This window comes from Micromonospora sp. DH13 (assembly GCF_020873825.1).
Classification (GTDB): domain Bacteria; phylum Actinomycetota; class Actinomycetes; order Mycobacteriales; family Micromonosporaceae; genus Micromonospora; species Micromonospora haikouensis.
Genome location: NZ_JAHWGR010000037.1, coordinates 17,976 through 31,499 on the forward strand (window position 1 = coordinate 17,976; position 13,524 = coordinate 31,499).

General features: G+C 76.3%; 1 protein-coding gene (cut by a window edge). It reads right to left on the reverse strand.

Features of this window, described 5'->3' with window-relative positions; genetic code table 11:
• A protein-coding gene (locus LPA42_RS27730) for a type I polyketide synthase (protein ID WP_228986967.1) crosses the window boundary here: on the reverse strand, positions 1-13,524 show its 3' end. It continues 16,488 nt past the right edge of the window; the window shows 13,524 of its 30,012 coding nt (coding positions 16,489-30,012); its start codon lies off the right edge, out of view; the stop codon is at positions 1-3.

The window sequence follows — 13,524 nt, forward strand, 5'->3', positions numbered from 1 at the left end:
TCAGAAGGCCCCACCCAGGTTGCCGTCGGGGCCGCCCAGCTCCCGGTGGATGAAGTCGAACAACTCGGCGTCGCTGGCCCCATCGAGCGTCGGCGCAACAGGCGCGTCCGCCGACGTAGGCCGGTCGTCGCCCCAGCGGGCCAGGAACGCCTGCATCTGCACCAGCAGCTTCTGCCGGGTGAGCTGGTCGGGCGCGCTGGCGGCGAACAGCCCGTCCAGCTTCTCCAGCTCGGACAGCAGCCCCTCGGTGGCCGTGGCCCCGTCGGCCACGACGAGCGTACGCAGGTGGCGGGCCAGGGCCAGCGGCGTCGGGTAGTCGAAGACGACGCTGGCCGGCAGGGTGGCCCCGGTGGCCGCCCGGAGCCGGTTGCGCAGCTCCACGGCGGTCATCGAGTCGAAGCCGACCTCCCGGAACGCCCGCCCCGGGCCGAGGTCACCGGCGTCGGGCAGGCCGAGCACCGCCGCCGCCTGGGCGGCCACGAGGTCGACGAGCACGGCGTCGCGTTCGGCGTCGGTGAGCGGGCGCAGCCGGTCCCGCAGCGCGTCGGCGGCCCCGTCGTCGGCCGGTTCGGCGCTGTGCAGGCCGCGCAGCGCCTCCCGGGCCTCGGGGACCTCCCCGAACAGCGGGCGGGCCCGCACGGCGGCGATGGCCGGCACGAACCGGTCCCACCGTACGTCGGCCACGACAACCTGCGCGCCGTCGGCGACGGCCTGCCGCAGCGCGGCGGTCGCCAGGTCGGGGGCCATGCCGGGCAGGCCGCGGCGGCTGAGCTGGTCGAGGTCGGCGTCGGCGAGCCCGTCGGCCCAGGGGCCGAACGCCACCGACGCCACCGGCAGCCCGGTCCGCCGCCGGTTCTCGGCGAGGACCTGGAGCAGGGCGTCGCCGGCCGCCTGACCGGACCGCCCGCCGGAGCCCCACACCCCGGAGGTGGAGGAGCAGAGCACCAGCGCGCCGAGGGCCGCGCCCTCCAGCTCGTCGGCGTAGCGGGGGATGTCGCCGACGGTGGCGGCGAGGTCGGCGGCGAGGCCGGCGAGGGTCAGCTCCGCCAGCGGCACGGTGCCGGTGTCGGCGGGCACGTGCAGCAGCGCCGTGACCGGCCGCCCGTCGGCGGCGAGCTGTTCCATCCGGTCGGTGAGCTTCCCGCCGGCTGGCTGGTCCAGCGGCACCACGGCGGCGCCCTGCCGGCCCAGCCAGGCCGTGGCGTGGCCGGCGACGGTGCCCGCCCCGCCGGTGACCAGGACGGTGCCGTGCGGCGTCCAGCCGCCGCCCGTACCGTCGGCCGGGTCGGTGGCCCGGACCAGCCGCCGCGCGTACGCGCCCGAGGTGCGGACGGCGAGCTGGTCCTCCCCCTCGGTGTTGGTGAGCGCGGCGACCAGCCCGGCGGCGAGGTCGGCGGTGACCGTGCCGGGCAGGTCGACGAGGCCGCCGACGTGCCGGGGGTGTTCCAGGGCGGCGGCCAGGCCGAGGCCCCAGGTGGTGGCCTGCCACGGCCGGGCGGCCGGCGCGTCGTCGGTGGCGACGGCACCGGCGGTGGCCAGCCACAGCGGCAGCGGCACCTCGGCCGGAAGGCCGGTGTGCGCCTGCAGGAGCAGCAGGTTCGCCGCGAGGCCGGCGGGCAGGGTGTCCTGCCCGGGGTGCGGGGCCTCGTCGAGGGCGAGCAGGGACAGCAGCCCGGTCGGCTGGTGCGTCGCGCAGGCCAGGGCCAGGTCGGCGGCGAGGCCGTCCCGGTCGACGGTCGCCGGGTCCACGGTGAGCAGGTGCACGGCCGCCCCACCCGCGCGCAGCGCGTCGGCGACCGCGTCGGCGGCCTCCCGGGGCGGCGCGACGACCAGCCAGGTGCCCGGGTCCCCGGCGGTGAGCCGCTGGGGCCGCCAGGTGACCCGGTACCGCCAGCCGCCGATCGTGTCGTCCTCGTGCTGGCGGCGTCGCCACGACTCCAGCTCCGGCAGGAGGTCCCGCAGCGGCTGACTGGTGTCGATGCCGAGCCGGTCCAGGTCGCCGTCGGTGACCGCCCGCCAGAACGCGGCGTCGGCCCGGTCCGCCCCGCCGGCCGGCCCGGTGGTCAGGGTGGGCCAGTAGCGCTGCGGCTGGAACGCGTACGTGGGCAGCTCCGGCAGGTCGCGCGGGGCGGGCCGGGGGCCGGCGAGCGGGGCGAGCAGCGCCGCCCAGTCGAGGTCCCGGCCGGTCGCGTAGCGGGTGGCGAGGGCGGTGAGCAGCGCCGCCGGCTCCGGCACGCCGGCACGCAGGGCGGCCACGGCGGTGGCGTCGTCGGGCAGCAGCTCCGCGTTCATCGCGGTGAGCACGGCGGCGGGGCCGATTTCGAGGTACGTGTCGACGCCCGCCCCGCGCAGCGCGGCGACCCCGTCGGCGTAGCGGACGGCCTCCCGGACGTGCCGCACCCAGTAGTCCGCGGTGCGCAGGTCGTCGCCGTCGGCGAGCACCCCGGTCAGGTTCGACACGACCGGCACCAGCGGCGCGGCGAACGACAGCGTCTCCAGGGTCGCCCGGAACTCGGCCAGCATCGGCTCCATCAGCGGGCTGTGGAACGCGTGGCTGACCGTGAGCCGGCGCGTCCTGACGCCCCGCTCGCGCCACGCTCCCTCGATCTCGTCGAGGGCCTCGACGGCCCCGGAGACGACCACCGAGGTCGGCCCGTTGACGGCGGCGATCCCGACGTCGGCGCGACCGGCGATCGAGGCGAACACGTCGGCCTCGGCCGCGTTGACCGCCAGCATTCCGCCACCGGCCGGCAACGCCTGCATCAGGCGACCCCGCGCCGCCACCAGTGCGCACGCGTCCGCCAGGGACAACACCCCGGCCACGTGCGCGGCCGTGATCTCGCCGACCGAGTGGCCCCCGACGAAGTCCGGCACCACCCCGAACGACTCCACCAGCCGGAACAGGGCCACCTCAACCGCGAACAACCCGGCCTGCGTGAACACGGTCTGGTCCAGCAGACCCGCCTCGTCGGAGCCCGTCGAAGCGAACAGCACCGGCTTGAGCGGCTGCGGCAGCAGCGGATCCAGGTGGGCGCACACCTCGTCCAACGCCGACGCGAACACCGGGAACGCCGCGTACAACTCCCGGCCCATGCCGGCACGCTGCGCGCCCTGGCCGGAGAACAGGACGGCGGTGCCGCCCGTCGCCGTCGGGGCGGGCCCGACGAGGGCGGGGTGGGTGCCGCCGGCGGCGAGGGCCCGCAGCGCCGCGAGCAGGGTCTCCGGGTCGGCGGCGACGACCGTCGCCCGGTGGGTCAGGTGCGCCCGGCCCTCGGCCAGCGCCCAGGCCACCGCCCCGGCGTCGGCCGCTTCGACACCGACCGTGCCGGCGTCGGCCGTACCGCCGCCCGAGGTTGCCGGGTCGGAGCCGGCCGGGGTTGCCGGGTCGGCGAGCCGGCGGGCCAGCCGGTCGGCCTGCTCGCGCAGCCCGGCGGCCGTGGCGGCGGAGACCGGCCAGGGCAGCGCCGCGCCGCCCGCCGCCGACCGCCCGGCGAGGCCGACGGACCCGGCGGGGTCGACGGGCTCGACGGACGCAGCGGGGTCGACCGGCTCCTCCGCCGGTGCCTGTTCGAGGATCACGTGGGCGTTGGTGCCGGAGATCCCGAACGACGACACCCCGGCCCGGCGGGGGCGGCCGTCGGCGTCCCACGGGCGGGCCTCGGTGAGCAGCGCCAGCGGGGACGCCGCCCAGTCCACGTGCGGCGACGGCTCGTCGGCGTGCAGGGTCGCCGGCAGGGTGCCGTGCCGCAGGGCGAGCACCATCTTGATCAGGCTGGCCGCGCCGGCCGCCGCCTGGGTGTGCCCGATGTTCGACTTCACCGAGCCCAGCCACAGGGGACGGTCGGCGGGTCGGTCCGGCCCGTACGCGGCCGTCAGCGCCTGCGCCTCGATCGGGTCGCCGAGGGTGGTGCCGGTGCCGTGGGCCTCGACGGCGTCGACGTCCGCCGGGGTGAGCCCGGCGTTGGCGAGGGCCTGCCGGATGACCCGCTGTTGCGCCGGCCCGTTCGGGGCAGTGAGCCCGTTGGACGCGCCGTCCTGGTTGACGGCGCTGCCGGCCACCACGGCCAGGATCCGGCGGCCGTCGCGGCGGGCGTCGGAGAGGCGCTGCAGGAGCAGGACGCCGACGCCCTCGCCCCAGCCGGTGCCGTCGGCGTCCGCGCCGAACGCCTTGACCCGACCGTCGGCGGCGAGGCCGCGCTGCCGGGAGAACTCCAGGAACGCCCCCGGCGTCGACATGACGGTCACGCCGCCCGCGAGGGCCAGGTCGCACTCGCCGGAGCGCAGCGCCTGCGCGGCCAGGTGCAGCGCGACCAGCGACGACGAGCACGCCGTGTCGACGGTGACCGCCGGCCCGTGGAGCCCGAACGAGTACGCCAGCCGGCCGGACACCACCGACGCGCCGTTGCCGGTGGCCTGGTAGCCCTCCACCTCGGAGCGGGCGCCCAGCAGCAGGGTCGCGTAGTCCTGCCCGTTGGTGCCCATGAAGACGCCGGTGGCGGAGCCGCGTACCCGGTGCGGGTCGATGCCGGCCCGCTCGAACGTCTCCCAGGTGGTGTGCAGCAGCAGCCGCTGCTGCGGGTCCATGGCCAGGGCCTCGCGGGGGTTGATGCCGAAGAACGCGGCGTCGAAGTCGGCCACGCCGTCGAGGAAGCCGCCGCTGCGGGCGTAGCTGGTGCCCACCCGGTCCGGGTCCGAGTCGAACAGGGCGGCGAGGTCCCAGCCCCGGTCGGTGGGCATCGGCCCGATCGCGTCGCCGCCGTCGAGCAGCAGCTCCCACAGCTCCTGCGGCGACGACACGCCGCCGGGGAAGCGGCAGGCCATGGAGACGATGGCGATGGGTTCGTCGGCCGCCGGCCGGGCCGCGACCACCCCGACCGCCGGGCCGCCGTCGGCCGCGCCGGCCACCAGTTCGGTACGCAGGAACCGGGCCAGCTCCGCCGCCGACGGATGGTCGAAGACGACGGTCGACGGCAGGGTCAGCCCGGTGGCCCGGCCCAGCCGGTCCCGCAGTTGCACGGCGGCGAGGCTGTCGAAGCCGAGTTCCCGGAACGCCCGGCCGGCGGGCACCTGGTCGGTGGAGTCGTGCCCGAGCACCGCCGCCGCCTCGGCGCGTACCAGGTCGACCAGCAGGTTCTCCTGGCCGGTGGCCGGCAGCGCGGCGAGCCGCGCCCGCAGGCCGCTGGTGGCGGCGTCGGCCTCCGGCCGCTGCGCCTCGGGGGCGGGGGCCGGGGCGACCCGGTCGAACAGGCGGCTCGGCCGGGCCGCGGTGAACGCGGCGACGAACCGGGACCAGTCGACCTCGGCGACGACCGGCGCGGGCTCGGGGGCGTTGACCCAGCGGCCCAGCGCCGCGACGGCGGCCTCGGGCGCGAGGGGGGTGAAGCCGCGGCGGCGCAGGCCCTCGGCGGTCTCCCCGGCGGCCATGCCGTCGGCCGCCCACGGCCCGTAGGCGAGGGCGGTGGCGGGCAGCCCCTCGGCCCGGCGGGCGGCGACGAGGGCGTCGAGCAGGGCGTTGCCGGCGGCGTAGCCGGCCTGGCCGCCGCCGCCCCAGACGCCGGCGACGGAGGAGAAAACGACGAACGCGTCGAGGTCCCGGCTGCGGCAGGCGGCGTCCAGGTGCAGGGCCCCGAGCACCTTCCCGGCGAGGGTCGCCGACAGGTCGGCGGCGGTCACCTCGTGTGCCGGGGCGGTCCCGCCGGACGCGCCTGCGGTGTGCACGACGGCGGTGAGCGCGGGCAGGCCGGCGACGAGGGCGGTGACCGCCTCCCGGTCGGTGACGTCGCAGGCGACGACCCGCACCGCTCCGGCCAGCTCCTCGGTCAACTCGGCGGCACCGGGGGCGTCCGGACCACGCCGGGACGCCAGCACCACCTCGGCCGCACCGTTGGCCAACAGCCACCGGGCCGTGTGCCGACCCAACGCACCCGTACCACCGGTCACCAGCACCGTCCCCGACGGACGCCAACCCGACCCCACCGGCGGCGCGGCGGGCACGAGCCGCCGGCCGAAGACGCCGTTGCGGCGTACCGCCACCTGGTCCAGGGTGCCGTCGGCGAGCACCGCGACGAGCGCGGCGCGGGTGCTGCGGTCGGCGCGGGCGGGCAGGTCGACCAGCCCGCCCCAGCGGTCGGGCTGTTCCAGGGCGACGGCGCGGCCGAGGCCCCAGGCGAGCGCCGCCCAGGCGTCGGCGGCCCGCTCGCCGGCCGTGACCGGCATGGCGGCGCGGCTGAGCGCCCACACCCGGCCGGGCAGGCCCGTGTCGGTCAGCGCCTGGACGAGCGCGAGCAGCGCCGCCGTGCCGGCCGGCACGCCCGGCGCGTCCGGGAGGGACCCGTCCTGACGGGGCAGCACGCACAGCACGCCCGCCCAGCCGTCGATGCCGGTGCGGCGCAGCCGCTCGCCCAGCTCCGCCCGGTCGAGGGACGGCGGGGCGGTCAGCGTGTCGACGGTCGCGCCGGCCTCGGTGAGCGTCTTCGCGACGCCCGCGTCGGTGCCGCCGCCGACGGTGACGACGAGCCACCGGCCGGTCAGCCCGGCGGCCGGCGCGGGCCGCACGGGCTCCCACCCGATGCGGTACGACCAGCCGTCGAGCGCGGTGTCGCGGGTGCGCGCCTGCCGCCAGTGCGACAGCGCGGGCAGGGCCGAGCTGAGCGCGTCCAGGTCGGCGTCGTCGCCGAGTTGGGCGGCGAGGGCGGTGAGGTCGCCGCGTTCGACGGCGGCCCAGAACTCGGCGTCCCCGCCGTCGGTGTCCTTGCGGGTGGGCGGCAGCGCTTCGGGCCAGAACCGCTGGTGCTGGAACGCGTACGTCGGCAGGTCCACCCTGGACGCGCCGCTGCCGGCGAACCACTGCCGCCACGACACCGGCACCCCGTTGACGTGCAGCTCGGCCAGGGCGGCCAGCAGCGCCACAGCCTCGGGCCGGTCCCGGCGCTGCGCGGCGACCGTCAGCACGCCCTCGTCGCCGGTCAGCACGTCGGCGGCCAGAGCCGTCAACACACTCTGCGGCCCGACCTCCAGGAACGTGTCCACCCCGGCGGCGCGCAGCGCGGCGACCCCGTCGGCGAACCGCACGGCCTCCCGCACGTGCCGCACCCAGTAGTCGGCGGTGCGGATCTCGTCGGCGTCGGCGAGCGCCCCGGTCAGGTTCGACACCACCGGCACCAGCGGCGCGGCGAAGTCGAGCCCGTCGAGGACGGCTCGGAACTCGGCGAGCATCGGCTCCATCAACGGGCTGTGGAACGCGTGGCTGACGGTCAGCCGGCGGACGCGCACGCCCCGGCCCTGCCAGAGCTGCTCGACCTCGTCCAGCGCCGCGACCGCACCGGAGACCACGACGGCCGACGGGCCGTTGACGGCGGCGATCCCGACGTCGGCGCGACCGGCGATCGACTCCGCCACCGCCTCCTCGGCCGCGGCCACCGCCAGCATCCCGCCCCCGGCCGGCAACGCCTGCATCAGGCGACCCCGCGCGGCGACAAGTGCGCACGCGTCGGCCAACGACAGCACCCCGGCTACATGCGCGGCCGTGATCTCACCGACCGAATGCCCACCGACGAAGTCCGGCACTACCCCGAACGACTCGATAAGCCGGAACAACGCCACCTCGACCGCGAACAGGCCCGCCTGCGTAAAGACGGTGTGGTCCAGCAACGCCGCCTCGGCGGAACCCTCCGCCGCGAACAGCACCCCCTTGAGCGGCTGCGGCAGCAGCGGGTCCAGCCCGGCGCACACCTCGTCCAACGCCGACGCGAACACCGGGAACGCCTCCGCCAACTCCCGACCCATCCCGGCGCGCTGCGCGCCCTGGCCCGAGAAGAGGACCGCGAGCTGGCCGCGTTCGGTGGCCGTGCCGGTGACGATCGCCCCGGAGGGGTCGCCGCCGTCGAGCGCCCGTAGCGCGGCGAGCAGGCCGTCCCGGTCGGCGACCAGGGCGACGGCCCGCTGCTCCAGGGCCGGGCGCGTCGTCACCGACGACCACGCCACGTCCACCACGGAAAGCGACTCGTCACCGGCCAGCCAGCGGGCCCACCGAGCGGCCTGACCCGCCAGGGCCCCATCGGTGCGGGCGGACAGCAGCACCGGCACCACCGGCGGCACCACCCGCTCCACCACCACACCCTCGACAACCTCCACCGGAGGCTGCTCGATGATCACATGCGCGTTCGTGCCGGAGATCCCGAACGACGACACCGCCGCCCGACGCGGCCGGTCCACGGCCGGCCACGGCGTCGCCTCCGTGGCCAGCGCAACCGCCCCCGCGGTCCAGTCGATGTGCGGCGACGGCTCGTCCACGTGCAGGGTCGGCGGGACGAGGCCGTGCCGCATCGCCATGACCATCTTGATGATCCCGGCGACACCGGCCGCCGCCTGCGTGTGCCCGATGTTCGACTTGATCGACCCCAGCAACAGCGGCATCTCCCGCCCCTGGCCGTACGTGGCGAGCAGCGCCTGCGCCTCGATCGGGTCACCCAGCGTCGTGCCCGTGCCGTGCGCCTCGACGGCGTCCACGTCTGCCGGGGTCAGCCGCGCGTTGGCGAGGGCCTGCCGGATGACGCGCTGCTGCGACGGACCGTTCGGCGCCGTCAGACCGTTGGACGCCCCGTCCTGGTTGACGGCCGTCCCCCGCACCACGGCGAGGACCCGATGCCCGTTACGGCGGGCGTCCGACAACCGCTCGACGAGCAGCATGCCGACGCCCTCGGACCAGCCCGTCCCGTCGGCGGCGGCGGCGAACGACTTGCACCGCCCGTCCTGCGACAGCCCGCGCTGCCGGGAGAACTCGATGAACGTGCCCGGGGTGGCCATGACGGTCACGCCGCCGGCCAGGGCCAGGTCGCACTCCCCCGACCGCAGCGCCTGCGCCGCCAGGTGCAGCGCGACCAGGGAGGACGAACACGCCGTGTCCACGGTCACCGCCGGCCCCTCCAGGCCGAACGTGTACGCCACCCGCCCCGACAGCACACTGCCCGACGTGCCCGTACCCACGTAGCCCTCGACCTCGGCGGGCAGGTCCATGAGGCGCGTCGCCCAGTCGTGGTACATGACGCCCGCGAAGACGCCGGTGCGGCTGCCCCGCAGCCGGACCGGGTCGACCCCGGCGGACTCGAACGTCTCCCACGACGCCTCCAGCAGCAACCGCTGCTGCGGGTCCATGGCCAGGGCCTCACGCGGCGAGATGCCGAAGAACCCGGGGTCGAACTCCGCCGCTCCGTAGAGGAAGCCGCCGTTGCGGGTGTAGGAGGTGCCGCTGTTGTTCGGGTCAGGGTCGAAGAGGGACGCCAGGTCCCAGCCCCGGTCGGCGGGGAACTCGGAGATCCCGTCCCCGCCGTCGGCCAGCAGCGCCCACAGGTCGTCGGGGCTGGCGACTCCGCCCGGGTAGCGGCAGGCCATGCCCACGATCGCGATCGGCTCGTCGGTGTCCTTGGTCGCGCTGGCCACGAGGTCGGTCGCCGACTGGCGTACGCCGGCCAGCTCGGACCACAGGTGCTCGGCGAGCACGGCGGGGGTCGGGTAGTCGAACACCAGCGTCGAGCCGAGCCGCAGCCCCGTGGCCGCGTTGACCCGGTTACGCAGGTCCACCGCCGTCAACGAGTCGAAACCCAACTCCCGGAACGCCCGATCCGCCGGCACCGCCTCCGCACCACCATGCCCCAACACCTGCGCCACCAGGCCCCGGACCAGGAGCACGAGTTGCGCCCGGCCTTCGTCTTCGGTGAGGGCGGCGAGCCGATCGGCCCACCCCCCGCCACCGCCCTGCCCCGCCTGGCGGCGGCTGGTGGTGGCTCCGACGAGGGTGCGCAGCATGGGCGGCACCAGGCCGCCGGAGGCGGCGGCCCGCAGGGCGGGCACGTCGATGGTCGCCGGCACCAGGGCAGCCCGGTCCGCCGCGAGGGCCGCGTCGAACAGTTCGAGGCCCGTGGCCGCGCTCATCGGCGTCAGACCCGCCCGCGCCGAACGCGCCCGGTCCGCGTCACCGATCGACGCCGCCATCCCCTCGGTATCCCACATACCCCACGCCAACGACACCGCCGGCAACCCGGCCTCCCGGCGATACGCCGCAAGACCATCCAGGAACGCATTCCCCGCCGCATACGCACCCTGACCCGGCGAACCCAGCACCCCCGCGATCGACGAGAACACCACGAACAGATCCAGATCAAGACCGGCCGTCGCCTCGTGCAGGTGCCACGCCGCGTCGACCTTCGGGGCGAGGACGGCCGTCAGGCGATCCACGGTGAGCCCCTCGACGAGCCCGTCGTCGAGGACACCCGCCGTGTGCACCACCCCGGCCAGGCGGCGGCCGTCGGCGGTGAGCCGGCCCACGAGGGAGCGCACGGATTCGGCATCGGTCACGTCACACGCCGTCACCTCCACCGACGCGCCCAGGCCCGACAACCGCTCCACCAGCTCGTCCGCGCCCGCAGCGGCGGCACCCCGACGCGACACGAGCACCAACGACCGCGCCCCGTGCGCCGACACCAGATGCTCCGCGACCAGAGCGCCCAACGCGCCCGTACCACCGGTCACCAGCACCGCACCGTCGCCGAGCGGGGCAACCGCCGGGACGTCAGGCACCGACGCCCGCACCAGTCGCGGCACCCACAGCCCACCCGAACGCACCGCCACCTGACCACCGACGACGGCATCGTCGAGGGCGCCGGCCAGCACGGCCGGCAGTTCGGTTGCACCGTCGGCGTCGGCGTTCAGGTCCGCGAGGACGATGCGGCCGGGGTGCTCCGACTGCGCCGAGCGGAGCAGGCCCCACACGGCCGCGCCGGCCAGGTCGGTCACCCGGTCACCGTCACGCGCCACGACCGCGCCCCGGGTGACGACGACGAGCCGCGTGTCGGCGAGCACGTCGGCGGCCAGCCACGCCTGCGCCGCGCGCAACGCCTCCGATGCCACCGCCCGCACCACCTCGGGGGCCGGGTGGGCGGCGGCGACCGGCAGCACGAGGGCGCGCGGGGCGTCGGCCCCTGCGGCCACCGCCGCCAGCAGGGCCGCCACGTCGGGGTACGCCGCCAAGCGGCCCCCGCCCGTCGGCGCATGGAGGAACCCGGTCGTGGTGGTGTCCTCGGGGGTGAGCAGCGCCCAGCCGGCGGGGTCGGCGGTCGGGGCGATCTCGACGGCCTGCCACACCACCTCGAACAACGACCGCGACGCCGCACCACTGGCACCGACGCCGGTCAACTCCCGCAGCGTCAGCGAGTCCACCGACACCACCGGCGCACCCGACTCGTCCACCGCGACGAGACGGATCCCGGAACCAGCCTGGGTCAGCCGCACCCGCAGCACCCGCGCACCCGATGCGTGCACCTGCACGCCCGAGAACGCGAACGGCACCCGTGCCGCCGACGCCTCTTCACCAAGCAGCAACCCGATCGGGTGCAACGCCGCATCCAGCAACGCCGGATGCACCCCGAACCCGTCCGAGCTTCCCGCCTCATCGGGCAGGGCTACCTCGGCGGACACCTCGCCGTCGCCGGCCCACACCCGACGCAGCCCGCGGAACACCGGCCCGTACGCCAGACCCAGCCCCGCCAGGCCCGCATACCAACCCGAAAGATCCACCTCCGACACACCCACCGACGGCCACGCCGCAACCACCGGCTCCTCAGCGGAGGCCCCCTCCAGCACACCCTCGGCGTGCCGAACCCACCCGGCGTCACCGTCGCGTCGGGAGTAGATAGTCACCGGCCGCTCCGGCGCATCGGCGGGGCCGTCGACGCGTACCTGGATGCGCACGCTCCCGGCGTCGGGCACGACCAGCGGCGCGGCCATGGTCAGCTCCCGGAGCCGGGGCAGCCCCGCCTCGTCGCCGGCCCGGACGGCCAGCTCCACGAGCGCCGTGCCCGGCACGAGCGTCGCGCCGGAGACCGCGTGGTCCGCCAGCCAGGGGTACGCGGCGAGGGACAGCCGGCCGGTGAGCACCACCTCGTCGTTGCCGGCCAGGTCGACGGACGCGCCGAGCAGCGGGTGCCCCGCGTCGCCCAGCCCGGCCCCCGACACGTCGCCGGTGCGGGGCCGGCCGGCGTTCGGCCAGTACCGCTGGTGCTGGAATGCGTACGTCGGCAGGTCCACCCGGGACGCGCCCGTGCCGGCGAACCACTGTCGCCACGTCACCGGCACCCCGTTGACGTGCAGCTCCGCGAGGGCGGCCAGCAGCGCCACAGCCTCGGGCCGGTCCCGGCGCTGCGCGGCGACGGTCAGCACGCCCTCATCGCCGGGCAGCACGTCGGCGGCCAGGGCCGTCAACACGCTCTGCGGCCCCACCTCCAGGAACGTGCCCACCCCGGCGGCGCGCAGCGCGGCGACCCCGTCGGCGAACCGCACGGCCTCCCGCACGTGCCGCACCCAGTAGTCGGCGGTCCGCAGGTCGTCGCCGGTAGCGAGCGCCCCGGTCAGGTTCGACACCACCGGCACCAGCGGCGCGGCGAAGCTGAGCGTGGCAAGGACCGCCCGGAACTCGGCCAGCATCGGCTCCATCAACGGACTGTGGAACGCGTGACTCACCGCCAACCGGCGGGTACGCACGCCCCGGCCCTGCCAGAGCTGCTCGATCTCGTCCAGAGCTTCCACGGCCCCGGAGACCACCACGGCCGACGGCCCGTTGACCGCAGCGATCCCGACGTCGGCGCGACCGGCGATCGACTCGGTCACGTCGGCCTCAGCCGCGTTGACCGCCAGCATCCCGCCACCGGCCGGCAACGCCTGCATCAGGCGACCCCGCGCCGCCACCAGGGCACACGCGTCGGCCAGCGACAACACCCCCGCCACATGCGCGGCCGTGATCTCACCGACCGAATGCCCACCGACGAAGTCCGGCACCACCCCGAACGACTCGATAAGGCGGAACAACGCCACCTCGACCGCGAACAGCCCGGCCTGCGTGAAGACGGTCTGGTCCAACAGACCGGCGTCGGCAGAACCCTCATCGACGAACAGCACCGGCCGCAGCGGCTGCGGCAACAGCGGATCCAGGTGACCGCACACCTCGTCCAGCGCGGCAGCGAACACCGGGAACGCCTCCGCCAACTCCCGACCCATCCCGGCACGCTGCGCGCCCTGACCGGAGAACAGCAGCGCCAGGTGTCCGCGCTGCTCCGGGGCGCCCACGACCACGGCCCCGGACGGCTCACCCTCGACCAGGGCCCGTAGCGCGGCGAGCAGGCCATCCCGGTCGGCGACCAGGGCGACAGCCCGCCGCTCCAGGGCGGGACGCGTCGTCACCGACGACCACGCCACATCCAGCGCGGCAGACGACTCGTCACCGGCCAGCCAGCGGGCCCACCGACCCGCCTGCCCCACCAACGCACCCTCAGTACGAGCAGACAGCAGCACCGGCACCACCGGCGGCACCACCCGCTCCACCACCACACCCTCGACAACCTCCACCGGAGGCTGCTCGATGATCACGTGCGCGTTCGTGCCGGAGATCCCGAACGACGACACCGCCGCCCGACGCGGCCGACCCACCACCGGCCACGGCGTCGCCTCCGTGGCCAGGGCAACCGCCCCGGCGGT